The 15,102-nt window shown below is 70.9% G+C and carries 13 protein-coding genes; 10 read left to right on the forward strand and 3 right to left on the reverse strand.

Annotation, left to right across the window (positions count from 1 at the left end):
• Window positions 1-90: 90 nt before the first annotated feature.
• A complete protein-coding gene (locus ABZ016_RS42270) occupies window positions 91-1,206 on the reverse strand; it encodes a winged helix DNA-binding domain-containing protein (protein WP_356922117.1) in 1,116 nt (371 codons plus the stop codon).
• A 154-nt stretch (window positions 1,207-1,360) separates the two neighbouring features.
• Here ABZ016_RS42270 and ABZ016_RS42275 point away from each other — a divergent pair, with 154 nt between their 5' ends.
• The 4 genes from ABZ016_RS42275 to ABZ016_RS42290 are packed head-to-tail and all read left to right on the forward strand — an operon-like array spanning window position 1,361 to window position 4,836.
• Entirely contained in the window at window positions 1,361-1,942 is a 582-nt protein-coding gene (locus ABZ016_RS42275; RefSeq protein WP_356922118.1) for a DJ-1/PfpI family protein, read from the forward strand.
• A 26-nt stretch (window positions 1,943-1,968) separates the two neighbouring features.
• Window positions 1,969-3,009: an ABC transporter substrate-binding protein gene (locus ABZ016_RS42280; protein ID WP_356922119.1), complete on the forward strand. Its 1,041-nt coding sequence runs from the start codon at window positions 1,969-1,971 to the stop codon at window positions 3,007-3,009.
• Window positions 3,010-3,065: 56 nt separating this feature from the next.
• Window positions 3,066-4,031 (forward strand): iron ABC transporter permease, encoded by a 966-nt coding sequence (locus ABZ016_RS42285; protein WP_356922129.1) that lies wholly within the window; start codon window positions 3,066-3,068, stop codon window positions 4,029-4,031.
• Between the two features lie 4 nt (window positions 4,032-4,035).
• Window positions 4,036-4,836, forward strand: a complete 801-nt coding sequence (locus tag ABZ016_RS42290) for an ABC transporter ATP-binding protein (RefSeq protein WP_356922120.1) — start codon at window positions 4,036-4,038, stop codon at window positions 4,834-4,836.
• Here the strand turns inward: ABZ016_RS42290 and ABZ016_RS42295 are convergent.
• Together ABZ016_RS42295 and ABZ016_RS42300 are read right to left on the reverse strand one after the other, a co-directional pair.
• Entirely contained in the window at window positions 4,831-6,030 is a 1,200-nt protein-coding gene (locus ABZ016_RS42295; protein ID WP_356922121.1) for a cytochrome P450, read from the reverse strand. The two genes, ABZ016_RS42290 and ABZ016_RS42295, sit on opposite strands and share 6 nt — an antisense overlap.
• Before the next feature lie 159 nt (window positions 6,031-6,189).
• Window positions 6,190-6,576: a hypothetical protein gene (locus ABZ016_RS42300; RefSeq protein WP_356922122.1), complete on the reverse strand. Its 387-nt coding sequence runs from the start codon at window positions 6,574-6,576 to the stop codon at window positions 6,190-6,192.
• 101 nt (window positions 6,577-6,677) lie between these two features.
• On the opposite strand from ABZ016_RS42300, the gene sigJ reads away from it, so the two are divergent.
• The 6 genes from sigJ (at window position 6,678) to argG (ending at window position 15,020) form a co-directional block, all read left to right on the forward strand.
• Entirely contained in the window at window positions 6,678-7,634 is a 957-nt protein-coding gene (gene sigJ, locus ABZ016_RS42305; protein ID WP_356922123.1) for an RNA polymerase sigma factor SigJ, read from the forward strand.
• Between the two features lie 149 nt (window positions 7,635-7,783).
• Window positions 7,784-8,362 (forward strand): isochorismatase family cysteine hydrolase, encoded by a 579-nt coding sequence (locus ABZ016_RS42310; protein WP_356922124.1) that lies wholly within the window; start codon window positions 7,784-7,786, stop codon window positions 8,360-8,362.
• 81 nt (window positions 8,363-8,443) lie between these two features.
• Window positions 8,444-10,252: a methylmalonyl-CoA mutase family protein gene (locus tag ABZ016_RS42315; protein ID WP_356922125.1), complete on the forward strand. Its 1,809-nt coding sequence runs from the start codon at window positions 8,444-8,446 to the stop codon at window positions 10,250-10,252.
• Window positions 10,252-12,426 carry a methylmalonyl-CoA mutase gene (gene scpA / locus ABZ016_RS42320; RefSeq protein WP_356922126.1) on the forward strand — a complete coding sequence of 725 codons (2,175 nt, stop codon included), beginning with the start codon at window positions 10,252-10,254 and terminating at the stop codon, window positions 12,424-12,426. The genes ABZ016_RS42315 and scpA overlap by 1 nt, the downstream gene beginning before the upstream one ends.
• Window positions 12,423-13,415, forward strand: coding sequence for a methylmalonyl Co-A mutase-associated GTPase MeaB (meaB, locus tag ABZ016_RS42325; RefSeq protein WP_356922127.1), 993 nt, complete (start codon window positions 12,423-12,425; stop codon window positions 13,413-13,415). Before scpA ends, meaB begins: the two co-directional genes overlap by 4 nt.
• Before the next feature lie 150 nt (window positions 13,416-13,565).
• Entirely contained in the window at window positions 13,566-15,020 is a 1,455-nt protein-coding gene (gene argG, locus ABZ016_RS42330; RefSeq protein ID WP_356922128.1) for an argininosuccinate synthase, read from the forward strand.
• Window positions 15,021-15,102 lie beyond the last annotated feature (82 nt).

Genomic DNA, 15,102 nt, shown 5'->3' on the forward strand with positions numbered 1-15,102 from the left:
GCATGTCGGTCCAATGAGCCGCCACATGGGCGACGGCGGCCTCCACGAGCGGCCCGCAACGCCCCCTCTCCATGTTCCGTCGCGATCGGGTCATTTCCGTACGACGCCGAAGCGGATGTCGTACGCGGTCCCCGGGTACAGCACGCGCAGCATCCGCTCCCCCTCGGCGGTGACCTCGTCCCGCTGGGTCCTGCTCAGCCGGTCGAAGGGCTCGATCACCAGCGCGTCGTCCTCCAGTCGCCACAGTCCGGCGAGGAGGCCGTCGACGAGGAGCGTGCAGTACGCGATGTTCCCCTGCCAGGAGCGGCCCCGGTGTTCGGGCGGGACGACGCGGGTGCGATCGGCGTGGGAGAGCAGGAGGTTGTCGAACTCGGGCAGGAAACGCGGCGGGGCCGGGGTGTCCGGGGCGGGGCGGGGGGCGTCGGGCAGGTCGAAGAGTTCGGCGCCCCTGTCGTCGCGGAAGGTGACCAGTCGCGGGCGGAGGCGCTCGAAGGCGTCGCCCAGGCGGGTCAGCCCGGCCCAGGTCTGCATGTCCCGCACGGAGGCCGGGCCGAACGCGGCGAGGTAGCGCACGACGACCGCGTCGATCGCGGCGGCCGGTTCGGCGGGACGGCCGAGCCAGTGCCCGGCGGTGGTCAGACTGACCTGCCCGCTCCTGCCCCACAGTCCGCGCGGGGTCACCTGCACGAGCGGGAGGCGGCACCGGGCGGCGACGGCCAGGGCCTGCGGATCGGCGTCGGGCCACTCCCGCAGCAGGGCCTCACGCAACTGTTTCATGGTGCGGGGCTCGGCCTCGACGAGCTCGCGGGCCAGGACGGCGAGCCGGTCCAGGTCGACACCGGCGAGTCCCTTGCGGAAGTTCGCCAGTTCCCGCTCCATGGCGGGCTGCATCAGCGGCCGCAGGGTGAGGCAGTCGTGCGCGGTGTGGGTGTGGATGGTGGAGCGCATCGTGACGATCCGGACCACCTCGCGATCGGCCATCAGCCGGGACAGCGCCTCGGGGACGAAACCGTCGAGGCGGGCGGCGAGCGCGAGGTACGGAGGCCTGACGTTCTGCGCCTGGAGGCCGACCAGGTGCTCGACGGCCGCGGCGGTGGAGACCGGGGCGGGGCGCAGGAGCAGTTGCCGGTCGAGGGTGGCACGGCCCAGGGCACGGGTGCCGAGGTGGGGCGCAGTGCCGGTGACACTCCGCTTGGTGTTCGTCATGTGAGGCACGCTAGCGGGGCTTGCGGACAGGTTCTGGCCGCGACTCTGCCCGCACGCCGCGGGAACCAACTGGCCGGCGCGACCGACTCCTAGGGCGAGTCAGCTCCGCTCCCGAAGAGCGATGAGCGCTTCACCAGCCAAGGAGACAAAACCGATGCCTTTACGGGTTCAGATCCTCATGTACGACGGAGTGGAGGAGCAGGACGCCATCGGGCCGCGTGACGTTCTCGGGCACGCGGTGCAGGCGGGCGGCCAGGTGGAGACGACACTGGTGCGACCGTCGGCCCCCGGCGAGGTGACCTGCTTCTTCGGCACCCAGGTCAGGGTGCCCACCGCATGGGAGCCCACCGACACCGATCTTCTGATCGTGCCGGGCGGCGGCGACCGGCTGATCCACGATCCGGAGGTCCTGAAGAACCTCGTACGGGCGCAGGAGGCGGGCGTCGTCGTCGCCGGTGTCTGCACGGGCGTCATGGTGCTGTCCGCGGCAGGCCTGACCAAGGGCCGTCCGTGCACGACACACCACCTGGCCAAGGCCGAACTGGCCGCCCAGGGAGGCAGGGTGATCGACGCACGCGTCGTGGACGACGGGAACCTGGTGACCGCGGGCGGTGTCACCAGCGGGATCGACCTGGCGCTCTGGATGGTCACTCGCGAGTGCGGTGCATCCGTCGCCGCCGGCGTCGAGTCCGTCATGGAGTACGAGCAGCGCGGCGTCGTCTGGCGGAGCTCTTGATCGCCGTCGCAGGTCGGGGAGCCCGGATGCCGCTGACCCGGCCCGTCGCCACCGCTCTGGCCGCGGCCCTCTGTCTGCTCACAGCGGCCTGCGGCGGTTCCTCCGGCGACGACAGGACGAGCGCGAAGACGAGCGATGCGGCCGCCTCGAAGCCCGGCTACCCGGTGACTCTCGACAACTGTGGTCAGAAACAGACCTTCGAGAAGGCGCCCAGCCGGGTCGTCGTCATGAACGGCGCCTCGGTCGCCGAGGTCTCCACCCTCCTCGCCCTGGGCCTCCAGGACAGGATCGTCGCCAACCAGCAGACCTACGGCATGTCCGAGGTCGCCGGCCGGGCCGCCGCCATCAAGGCCCTGCCCACCGGCGGCATCGAGCTCAACGACGCCTACGACATCCCCCGCGAGGCCATGCTCGGTCTGCGCCCCGACCTCGTCCTGTCCGTCACCTCGTACGGTTTCGACGAGAAGAACGGCTTCGCCACCCGCGAGCAGCTGCAGCAGGTGGGAGCCAACAGCTACGTCTCCCCACAGGGTTGCGACGACGACCCCGCCGAGATGACCGTCGCCGACAGCTACCGGTTGCTGCGTGACATGGGAAAGATCTTCCACGTCGGCGACAGGGCGGAGAAGCTGATCGCCGCCTCCGAGGAGAACATCGCCGCGGTCTCCGCAAAGGTCCAGGGGAAGAAGAGGCCGAAGGTCATGGTGCTCTTCTCCAACATGGCGATGGGCGGCAACGACTTCAGCTCGGTCTTCAGCAAGGGCATCGTCAACGACATCCTCGCCGAGGCCGGCGGCTCCAACGCCTTCGAGAACGCCTCCAAGTCCACCTTCGCCGACCTGAGCAAGGAGAAGGTGGCCGCCACCGACGTCGACGCCCTCGTCGTCATCGGCTACAACGACCCCGACCCGGCGGCGTACGCCAAGAAGCTGTTCAAGGAGTTCCCCCAGTGGCCGGCCGCCAGGAACAACACGTACGTGACGCTGTCCGACTCGATGTACCTGGGCCCCAGCAACGACCGGGCGGTGGAGGAGATCGCCAGGATGCTGCACCCCGAGGCGTTCTGACCCGGCTCAGGACTCCGCTGGCGCTCACACTCCTGACCGTCGTGCTGATCGTCACCATGATCGTGGCGATCAGCGTCGGCGCGGTCAACGTCCCGCTGGGCGACGTGTGGGGGATCGTCCTCCACCATGTCACGGGCGCGGGCGCGGGGCCCTCAGACCCCGCGCTGGACCAGATCGTCTGGAACTTCCGTACCCCGCGGGTCGTGCTGGCCGCATCGGTCGGCGCGGGCCTGGCCGTGTCCGGCGCCGTACTGCAGACCGTCGTGTCCAACCCGCTGGCCGACCCCGTCGTGCTGGGCTTCTCCTACGGTGCCACGCTCGGCGCGGTCCTCGTCATCACCCTCGGCGGTGGCGCCGCCCTCGCCGGGCTCGGGGTGCCGGCGGCCGCCTTCCTCGGCGCGGTCGCCGCCGGGGCACTGGTCTTCGCCCTCGGCCGGCGGCGGGGGCGCCTCGCCCCGACCCGGCTGGTGCTGGCCGGCGTCGCCGTCGGCTACGTCTTTCTCTCGGCCACCAGTTACGTGCAACTCCAGGCGACCCCGAACGAGTTGCGGACGGTCATGTTCTGGATGCTGGGCAGTGTCGCCGGCGCCCGGTGGGACCAGCTCCCCACGGTCGCCGTGGTGGTGCTCGTCAGCACCACGCTCCTCACGCTCTTCGGCCGACGGCTCAACGCGCTGCTGGCCGGCGACGAGTCCGCCACCGCGCTCGGCGTCGACGTGGGGCGGCTGCGTGCCGTACTCCTGGTGCTCACCGCGCTGCTGACGGGAACCGTCATCGCCGTCGCCGGCAGCATCGGCTTCGTCGGCCTCATGATCCCGCACCTGGTGCGCCTGACCACCGGCGCCGACCACCGGCGGCTGCTCCCCCTCACGGCCCTGCTGGGAGCCGTCTACCTGGTCCTCGTCGACCTGCTCTCCCGCACCCTCGACCGCCCCAACGAAATGCCCCTGGGCATCCTCACCGCTCTGCTCGGAGCTCCCTTCTTCCTGTGGCTGCTGCGCCGCAACAAGGGTCTGGACTAGCACCATGAAACTCACCGTCGACCGGCTCCACGTCACGCTCGACCACCACCCGATCCTCCGCGAGGTGAGCCTCGATGCCCGCAAGGGCGACATCGTCGGTCTCGTCGGCCCCAACGGCAGCGGCAAGTCCACCCTGCTGCGCACCGTCTACCGCTCACTGCGACCGGCGGACGGTGTGGTCAGGGTGGGCGGGGACGACGTGTGGGCCCTGCCCCCTCGCACCGCGGCCCGGCGCACCGCCGCCGTCCTCCAGGACGGCGGCGGCAACACCACCGGACTGACGGTCACCGAGATCGTCGCCCTCGGCCGCGCCCCCCATCACGGCCTGCTGGGGCGCGACGGAGCCGAGGACCACCGGGTCGTGGCCGACGCGGTCGACCGCTGCGGCCTGCGACCGTTCGCGGACCGGGACTACGCCTCCCTGTCCGGCGGGGAACGCCAACGCGTCCTGCTGGCCCGCGCACTGGCCCAGGCCCCCCGGCTCCTGGTGCTGGACGAACTCACCAACCACCTCGACATCCGCGCCCGTTTCGAACTGCTGGACCTCGTCCGCGCCACCGGCATCACCACGCTGGCGGTCCTGCACGACCTCGACCTGGCCGCCCGGCTCTGCGACCACCTGGTCGTCCTGCACGGGGGAACCGTGGCGGCCGCAGGACCGGTCCTGGACGTACTGACCCCGCGGATACTCGGGGAGGTCTTCGGCGTCCGCGCACGCACCGAACGGCATGCCGACGGCGTCATCCGCATCACGTACGCCGCCCGTGCCCTCGCTGGCGGAGAGGACTGCGTCGATTCCCTATGACATGGCGTCCCAGGTGACCGGAAGGCTCTTCACGCCGTAGATGTCCGCGGTCTCCGGGCGCAGACCGACCTCCTCAGCGGGTACGGCCAGCCGCAGCGTGGGGAACCGGTCGATCAGCGCGCGGAAGGCGACCCGCATCTCGACGCGGGCCAGTTGCTGGCCCAGGCACTGGTGGATGCCGTGGCTGAAGGCGAGGTGCCCGTTCGCGTCCTGCCTGCGCAGGTCGAGCACATGAGGGTCGGTGAAGCGCTCGGGGTCGCGGTTGGCGGTGTGGTACGACAGCACGACCGTCGTGCCGGCCTCGATGGTCCGGCCGTCCAGCTCGACGTCCTCGAGCGCCGTCCTCATGAACGTCTTGGCGACGCTCAGGTAGCGCAGCAGCTCCTCGACGGCCTGCTCGGTGAGCGCGGGGTCGGCGCGCAGCGCGGCCAGTTGGGCCGGGTTCTGCAGCAGCGCGAAGGTGCCGAGGGACAGCATGTTCGCGGTGGTGTCGAAACCGGCGGCCAGCAGAATGAGGCTGATCCCCTTCAGTTCCTCGTCGTTCAGATCGCTGTCGGTGAGCTCGCTGAGCACGTCGTCGGTGGGGTGCGCGCGTTTGGCGGCCACCAGCTCCGCGAGGTACTCCTGGGTGGCGGTGTAGGCCGCGATCAGCTCCTCGTCGCTGGTCTCCCCTCCCATGAACGTGTCGATCTGTTCCTGGAAGGAGCCCCGGTCCTCGTAGGGCACGCCCAGCAGCTCACAGATGACGATGGTGGGGATGGGCTTGGCGAACGCGGTCACCAGGTCGGCCGGTGGCCCCGTCTTCTCCATGGCGTCCAGGCAGTCGGCGGTGATCTGCTCGATGCGCTCGGTGAGCAGGCGCATCCGCCGTACCGTGAACTTGCCTGCCAGCGGCTTGCGGTAGCGGCGGTGCTGCGGGTCGTCCATCAGGAGGAACTCGCCGGGCGGCGCCGGAGGAACCTCGAAGTCGCCCACGTTCAGGAGCTCCTTGCGCGAGCTGAACCGGGGGTCGGCCAGGACCGACCGGACCAGTTCGTACCCGGTGATCAGCCAGCCGGGTCTTCCGCCGGGGTGGGTGTAGCGGCTGAGGGGGCCGTGCTCGCGGGCCTCGAGCAGCTCTGCCGGCGGGTCGAAGGGGCAGCCGGCCCGGCGCGTCGTCGGCATCGTCGTGACGGTGTGGAGGGACTCACTCATGACCATTCCTCATCTCGCGACCACGGTTTTTTACGCAGGAGGAAAGCTACGTTGCATTCACGGCCTGAGCAATCCACAAAAAGGCAGACCTACAGGTGAGGCGCGGTAAATTGATGCAATGGACGAGATTTGAACGCAACGTTGCGTTGCAATGAGTGGTCACTGAAGAGGGCCGCGCCGGGCCAGCGCCAGCACGCTCAGGCCGAACATCAGGACCCCCAGGGGGAGATGGACCGACGGGACGTGCGCGATGCCGAGCACGACCTGGACCGAGGCGAGTACGAGGAACCCCGACGCGTGCCGGACGGGCCGGGGCGAGCCGCCGCCCGGCTTCCACGCCAGCACCGCCGTGAGCAGGTACAGCATCGAGGCCCCGTACATCACGCGGGCTCCGGCACTGTGCAGCGTCTCCCCGTAGGAGGAGGTCAGCAGCAGCCCGGCGGAGACCGCCTGGAGGAAGATGGTGAGGGTCTGCAGGGCGATCGCGATCCGCAGGAACGAGGAGCCGCGCCTCGGGTTCGCCGTCGCCGTCACCTGAGTGGCCATGTCACAGTCCCCTTTTCCGCCCTCGGGCAGCAGATCGATAAGGTCTCACCAGCCCGACGACACGGGCCTGCGAAAGGTAAGGCGAGGGGGCTGCCGGAAGCATGGGAACGGTCGGGACCAGCGCGGACGACGTGGCCGGCGAGCGACGGCAACTGATCAATGTCGCCTACCGGTTGCTCGGTTCGGTGACCGAGGCCGAAGACGCCGTACAGGATGCCTACGCACGCTGGTACGGGCTGCCGCGCGGTCGGCAGGAGGAGATCCGGTCCCCCGGCGCCTGGCTGACGACGGTGACCAGCCGCATCTGCCTGGACCTGCTCGGCTCGGCGCGGGCCCGCCGTGAACGCTACGTCGGCGCGTGGCTGCCCGAGCCGGTGCCCGACCGCACGGAGTGGGACCACGCGGGAGGCACCGATCCCGCCGGCCCTCCCGACCCCGCCGACCAGCTCGTCCTGGACGAGTCGGTGACCATGGCCTTCCTCGTCGTCCTGGAGTCGATGACACCCGCCGAGCGGGTGGCGTTCGTCCTGCACGACGTCTTCCGGTATCCGTTCGCCGAGATCGCCGGCGTCCTCGGCCGGACCCCGGCGGCCTCCAAACAACTGGCGGCCTCCGCACGGCGGCGGGTGAGCGCCGCGCGCGCTCCGGAGGCAACAGTGAAGACGGCGGGGACGGCACCCGCGACCACGATCGCGACCGACCGGGCCGACGTGGTGCGGCGGGTCAAGGAGGCATGGGAGACCAAGGACATCGCGACTCTCGTCGGTCTCCTCGACCCGGCCGCCGTGATGACCGCCGACGGCGGCGGCCTGGTCGGCGCCGCCCTGCGCCCGGTCGAGGGCGGCGCGCGCATCGCCCAGTACATGGTCGCCATCGCCGACAAGGCTCCGGGGCTCGAACTGCTGGAGCGATCGGTCAACGGTGTGCCGGGGCTCGTGGCCCAGCGGGCCGGCGCCGTCATGACCGTGGCCTCGTTCGACGTCTCCGACGGACGCGTCACCCGCATCTGGGCGGTCCGCAACCCGGAGAAGCTGCGATCGTGGGCGTGGGACGGCTAGGAACGGGCCAGGGCCGGTCCGACGGATCGGGGCGTGAGGGCCTGGCCTGCCCGGCCTCGTCGTTAGTCCCGTCGCACCCCCGGGTACTCGGCGGTGCGTCCCCGGAACTCGCGCCACATGCGTGACAGCACCGACGGAGGGCGGAGGTCATGGAAGGACCGGCGGACCCGGCTCGATCGGCTCTGATCGTGATCGACATGATCAACACCTATGACCACGAGGACGCCGAACTCCTCGTGCCGTCCGTCGAACACGTCGTGCCCGTGCTGGCGGAGCTGCTCGGCCGAGCCCGCGAGGCGGACGCTCCCGTGATCTACGTGAACGACAACTTCGGCGCGTGGCGCTCGCACCACGGAGAGTTGCTGGACGCGGCGCTGAGCCGGCCGCACGCCGACCTGATCGAGCCGATACGGCCCGACGACGAGTCGCTCTTCGTGGTGAAGGCCCGCCATTCGGTCTTCTTCGAGACGCCCCTGTCCTACCTCCTGTGGAGCCTGGGCGTCGGACACGTGGTGCTGACCGGCCAGGTCACCGAGCAGTGCGTCCTCTACTCCGCCCTCGACGCGCACATCCGCCACCTGGGCGTCACGGTGCCGAAGGACGCCGTCGCCTCGATCCATCCCCATCTGGCGTCCGCCGCCCTGGAGATGATGGAACGCAACATGGGTGCCCGGATCATCACGGCGAAGGAAACCGACTTCGCACGCCGCGCGGGGTCCGGTGGATGAGGCAGACCACAGTCACGGCGAGGGCAAGGTCACAGCCGCGCCCACTGCTGCTCCTTCGAGTCCATGACCTAGCATCCGAGCATGACGGTCCTGCCTGACGACGGGCTCGAGCTGGCCGGCGACTTCCCTGATGTGCCCCATGAGCAGTGGCAGCGCCTTGTGGCGGGTGTGCTGCGCAAATCGGGCAAGGACGTGGAGGGCGCCGAGGCCGAGGAAGCCCTGTCCACCGCCCTGGAGGACGGGCTGCGCACCCGCCCCCTCTACACCGCCCGCGACTCCTCGCCCGAGCCGGGCCTGCCCGGGTTCGCGCCCTTCGTGCGCGGCGGCCGCGCCGAGGGGAACACCCTCGGCGGCTGGGACGTACGGCAGCGGCACACGGTGGCCGACGGCGGCCTGGTCCTGGCGGATCTGGAGAACGGCGTCACCTCCCTGTGGCTGGGCGTCGGCGACTCCGGCATTCCCGTCCCGGAGCTCGGCCGGGTCCTCGACGGTGTCTATCTCGATCTCGCGTCCGTCGTCCTGGACGCCGGGTCCGACACCGAGCCCGCCGCACAGGCGTTGCTGCGGCTGTACGAGGAGCGCGGTGTCGCCCGGGACGCGGCGCGCGGCAACCTGGGCGCGGACCCCCTGGGTGAGGAGGCCCGGAGCGGGCGGCGCGGCGACTTCGCACCGGCTGCCGGTCTCGCGCGGCTGTGCGCCGAGGAGTACCCGGGCCTGCGGGCACTGACCGCGGACGCGCTGCCGTACCACGAGGCCGGTGGTTCGGCCGCCCAGGAGCTGGGCTGCTCGCTGGCCACGGCTGTGGCGTATCTGCGGGAGCTGGCGGAGGCGGGGCTGAGTGTCGAACAGGCCTGTGCGCAGCTGGAGTTCCGGTACGCGGCGACCGCCGACCAGTTCCTGACGATCGCCAAGCTGCGGGCCGCGCGCCGTCTGTGGGCGCGGGTGGCCGAGGTGTGCGGTGCGCCGCGCGCCGGGGCGCAGTCGCAGCACGTCGTGACGTCGCCGGTGATGATGACCCGCCGGGACCCGTGGGTGAACATGCTGCGGACGACCATCGCCACGCTGGCCGCCGGGGCGGGCGGGGCCGACGCGGTCACCGTGCTGCCCTTCGACCACGCCCTCGGCCTGCCCGACGCGTTCGCCCGGCGGATCGCGCGCAACACCTCCACGATCCTCATCGAGGAGTCGCACCTGTCCCGGGTGATCGACCCGGCGGGCGGTTCCTGGTACGTGGAGCGGCTCACCGACGAACTCGCCCACGCGGGCTGGGAGTTCTTCCAGCGGATCGAGCGGCTCGGCGGCATGGCTGCCGCCCTGCGGTCGGGTGACCTCGCGCAGGACCTCGCCGACACCTGGCAGGCCCGCAGCGGCGGGCTGGCCAAGAGGCGCGAACCCGTCACCGGCGTCAGCGAGTTCCCCCACCTCGCGGAGAAGCCGGTGGTCCGCGACCCCGCACCCGAATCCCCGTCCGGCGGGCTGCCGCGGGTACGCCGCGACGAGGCGTACGAGGCGCTGCGCGCCCGCTCCGACGCCCACCTCGCCGCGACCGGCACCCGGCCCCGGATCTTCCTGGCCGCACTCGGTCCGGCAGCGGCCCACACCGCACGCCTCACCTTCGCCTCGAACCTCTTCCAGGCGGGCGGCATCGAGCCCGTCACGGAGGGCACGTTCGAGGAGAGCGGCGCGGCGGAGGCCGTGCTGTGCTCCAGCGACGCGCTGTACGCGGAGCAGGCCGAGGCCGCCGTCCGGGACCTGAAGGCCGCCGGTGCCCGGCATGTGTTCCTCGCGGGCCGTCCCGGGGAGTACCCCGGGGTCGACGCGTACGTGTTCGCGGGCTGTGACGCCGTCGCCGTGCTGTCCGCCACCCTCGACCGCATGGGAGTGTCCTGATGGGAATCCCCGACTTCTCCGGGATCGAGCTGGGCACCCCGGCCCCCGACGGCGGCGCCGACGAGTGGCGTACGGCGGTCAAGAACGCCTCCGGCGGGGACGACCTGCTCTGGGAGACCCCGGAGGGCATCGCCGTCAAGCCGCTCTACACCGGTCGTGACCTGGAGGGCCTGGACTTCCTCGACACGCGGCCGGGAGCGGCGCCGTATCTGCGCGGCCCGTACCCGACGATGTACGTCAACCAGCCCTGGACGATCCGCCAGTACGCGGGTTTCTCCACGGCCGAGGAGTCGAACGCCTTCTACCGGCGCAACCTCGCGGCCGGGCAGAAGGGCCTCTCGGTCGCCTTCGACCTGCCCACGCACCGGGGCTACGACAGCGACCACCCGCGGGTGACCGGTGACGTCGGCATGGCGGGCGTGGCCATCGACTCGATCTACGACATGCGGCAGCTGTTCGACGGCATCCCGCTGGACAAGATGACCGTGTCGATGACGATGAACGGCGCGGTGCTGCCGGTACTGGCGCTGTACATCGTGGCGGCGGAGGAGCAGGGCGTACCGCCCGAGAAGCTGGCCGGAACCATTCAGAACGACATTCTGAAGGAGTTCATGGTCCGCAACACGTACATCTATCCGCCGAAGCCGTCGATGCGGATCATCTCCGACATCTTCGCCTTCACCTCGCAGCGGATGCCGCGCTACAACTCCATCTCCATCTCCGGCTACCACATCCAGGAGGCGGGCGCGACGGCCGACCTGGAGCTGGCGTACACCCTCGCGGACGGGGTGGAGTACATCCGGGCGGGCCGCGAAGCCGGCCTGGACGTGGACGCGTTCGCGCCGCGGCTGTCGTTCTTCTGGGCGATCGGCATGAACTTCTTCATGGAGGTCGCCAAGCTGCGCGCCGCGCGCCTGCTGTGGGCGAAGCTGGTGCGGCAGTTCGACCCGCAGAACGCCAAGTCGCTGTCGCTGCGCACCCATTCGCAGACCTCGGGCTGGTCGCTGACCGCACAGGACGTGTTCAACAACGTGACGCGCACCTGTGTCGAGGCCATGGCGGCGACACAGGGACACACGCAGTCGCTGCACACGAACGCCCTCGACGAGGCGCTCGCCCTGCCGACCGACTTCTCGGCGCGCATCGCCCGCAACACGCAGCTGCTGCTCCAGCAGGAGTCCGGCACGACCCGGGTGATCGACCCGTGGGGCGGCAGCGCGTACGTGGAGAAGCTGACGTACGACCTCGCCCGCCGGGCCTGGCAGCACATCGAGGAGGTCGAGGCCGCGGGCGGTATGGCCAAGGCCATCGACGCGGGCATCCCCAAGCTGCGCATCGAGGAGGCCGCGGCCCGTACCCAGGCCCGGATCGACTCGGGCCGGCAGCCGGTGATCGGCGTCAACAAGTACCGGGTGGACAGCGACGAGCAGATCGAGGTCCTGAAGGTCGACAACTCGTCCGTGCGGGCACAGCAGATCGAGAAGCTGCGGCGGCTGCGGGCGGAGCGGGACGAGCGGGCCTGCCAGGACGCGCTGGACGCGCTGACCCGGGCCGCCGACGGCGAGGCCAACCTGCTGGAGCTGGCGGTGCACGCGGCCCGCGCCAAGGCGACCGTCGGTGAGATCTCCGACGCGCTGGAGAAGGCGTACGGCCGGCACGCGAGCCAGATCCGTACGATCTCCGGCGTGTACCGCAACGAAGCAGGGGAGTCCCCGTCCGTGGACCGCACCCGAGCTCTGGTCTCCGGCTTCGAGGAGGCCGAGGGCCGCCGTCCGCGCATCCTGGTCGCGAAGATGGGCCAGGACGGCCATGACCGCGGCCAGAAGGTGATCGCCACCGCCTTCGCCGACCTCGGCTTCGACGTGGACGTCGGCCCCCTGTTCCAGACGCCCGCCGAGGTGGCCCGGCAGGCCGTCGAGGCGGACGTGCACATCGTCGGCGTCTCGTCGCTGGCGGCCGGTCACCTCACCCTCGTCCCGGCGCTGCGCGAGGCGCTGGCCGAGGAGGGGCGCGAGGACATCATGATCGTGGTGGGCGGGGTGATCCCGCCGCAGGACGTGCCGACGCTGCTGGAGATGGGCGCGGCGGCGGTCTTCCCGCCCGGGACGGTGATCCCGGACGCGGCGTACGACCTGGTGAAGCGGTTGTCGGACGGCCTCGGGCACGACCTGTGATCGATGTCGACGCGTATGTGAAGGGCGTACTCGACGGGAAGCGGGCGATCGTCGCCCGCGCCATCACGCTCGTCGAGTCCACCCGCCCCCAGCACCGGGAGCTGGCCCAGCGGCTGCTGACCGAGCTGCTGCCGCACAGCGGGCGGGCGCGGCGGATCGGCGTCAGCGGGGTGCCGGGCGTGGGCAAGTCGACGTTCATCGACGCGTTCGGCTCGATGCTGACGGGGCTCGGGCACCGGGTGGCGGTGCTCGCCGTCGACCCGTCGTCCAGTCGTACGGGCGGTTCGATCCTGGGCGACAAGACGCGGATGGAGCGGCTGGCCGTGGACCCGGCGGCCTTCGTCCGGCCCTCCCCCACCGCGGGCACGCTGGGCGGGGTCGCCAAGGCGACCCGCGAGTCGATCGTGGTGATGGAGGCGGCCGGCTACGACGTGATCCTGGTGGAGACGGTCGGTGTGGGCCAGTCCGAGACCGCGGTCGCGAACATGGTCGACTCCTTCCTGCTGCTCACCCTCGCCCGCACGGGTGACCAGCTCCAGGGCATCAAGAAGGGCGTCCTGGAGCTGGCCGACGTGATCGCCGTGAACAAGGCGGACGGCCCGCACGAGCGCGACGCCCGCGCCGCGGCCCGTGAACTGGCGGGCGCACTGCGGCTGATGCACGGCAAGGACGCGTTCTGGACGCCGCCCGTGCTCAGCTGCAGCGCCCGGGAGTCGGCCGGTCTGGACACCGTGTGGGATCGCCTCGAACAGCACCGCACCCTGCTGGACTCCACCGGCCGCCTCACCGCGAAGCGCCGCGACCAGCAGGTGGACTGGACCTGGACCATGGTCCGCGACGAGCTCCTCGGCCGTCTGCAGGCCGACCCGGCGGTACGGGCCCTCGCGCCGGTTCTCGAACAGCGGGTCAGGGAGGGCGGATTGACGCCGACCCTGGCGGCCGAGCGGATCCTGGGGGCGCTCGGGGGCTCGGAGCCGGACGCTTCCTGAAGCCGGACGCTTCCTGAAGCCGGGTGCTTTCCGAAGCCGGGTGCTTCCCGAAGCCGGGCGCAAAAGGTACGAGCGGGACAGCTGGTCTCACGGAACGGGATTCATGCACAGCGACTTGCATGATTATGCGTCGCGATACATACTCTTCCTATGTCCAAGGTCCTCACCTCCCTGCCCGCCGGCGAGCGCGTCGGCATCGCCTTCTCGGGCGGTCTCGACACGTCCGTCGCGGTCGCGTGGATGCGCGACAAGGGCGCCGTCCCGTGCACCTACACCGCCGACATCGGCCAGTACGACGAGCCCGACATCGCCTCGGTGCCCGGCCGTGCGAAGACCTACGGTGCCGAGATCGCGCGTCTGGTCGACTGCCGCGCGGCGCTGGTCGAGGAGGGCCTGGCCGCGCTGACCTGCGGCGCGTTCCACATCCGCTCGGGCGGGCGGGCGTACTTCAACACCACGCCGCTCGGCCGTGCCGTCACGGGCACGCTGCTGGTCCGGGCGATGCTCGAGGACGACGTCCAGATCTGGGGCGACGGCTCGACCTTCAAGGGCAACGACATCGAGCGGTTCTACCGCTACGGTCTGCTCGCCAACCCGCACCTGCGCATCTACAAGCCCTGGCTGGACGCGGCCTTCGTCACCGAGCTCGGCGGCCGCAAGGAGATGTCCGAGTGGCTGGTCGCGCACGGGCTGCCCTACCGCGACAGCGCGGAGAAGGCGTACTCCACGGACGCCAACATCTGGGGCGCCACGCACGAGGCCAAGACCCTGGAGCACCTGGACACCGGCGTCGAGACCGTCGAGCCGATCATGGGCGTGCGGTTCTGGGACCCCGAGGTCGAGATCGCCACCGAGGACGTGACGATCGGCTTCGCCGAGGGCCGCCCGGTGTCGGTCAACGGCAAGGAGTTCGCCTCCCCCGTCGACCTGGTCATGGAGGCCAACGCCATCGGCGGCCGGCACGGCCTGGGCATGTCGGACCAGATCGAGAACCGGATCATCGAGGCCAAGAGCCGCGGCATCTACGAGGCCCCAGGCATGGCCCTGCTGCACGCCGCGTACGAGCGCCTGGTCAACGCGATCCACAACGAGGACACCCTCGCCCAGTACCACAGCGAGGGCCGGCGCCTCGGGCGGCTGATGTACGAGGGCCGCTGGCTGGACCCGCAGGCGCTGATGATCCGCGAGTCGCTCCAGCGCTGGGTCGGCGCCGCCGTCACCGGTGAGGTGACGCTGCGGCTGCGGCGCGGTGAGGACTACTCGATCCTCGACACGACCGGCCCGGCGTTCAGCTACCACCCGGACAAGCTGTCCATGGAGCGCACCGAGGACTCCGCGTTCGGCCCGGTGGACCGGATCGGCCAGCTCACCATGCGCAACCTCGACATCGCGGACTCGCGCGCCAAGCTGGAGCAGTACGCCGGCATCGGCCTGATCGGCACCGGCAGCCCCACCGTCGGCGCCTCGCAGGCGGCCGCGACCGGCCTCATCGGCACCATGCCGGAGCTGCCGCAGGGCGGCGCCGAGATCATCGCCTCCCGCGGCGAGGTCGCGGAGGAGGACGCGTGGCTGGACCGCGCCGCGATGGACTCCGGCACGGACTGACCAGCACCCTGGTCCGACGGAAAGCCGGCCCGGCACCCACGGTGCCGGGCTCCGACCTCGACTTCATCGAGGAGGTGCTGCG

The sequence above is a fragment of the Streptomyces sp. NPDC006372 genome (assembly GCF_040612515.1).
GTDB lineage: Bacteria > Actinomycetota > Actinomycetes > Streptomycetales > Streptomycetaceae > Streptomyces.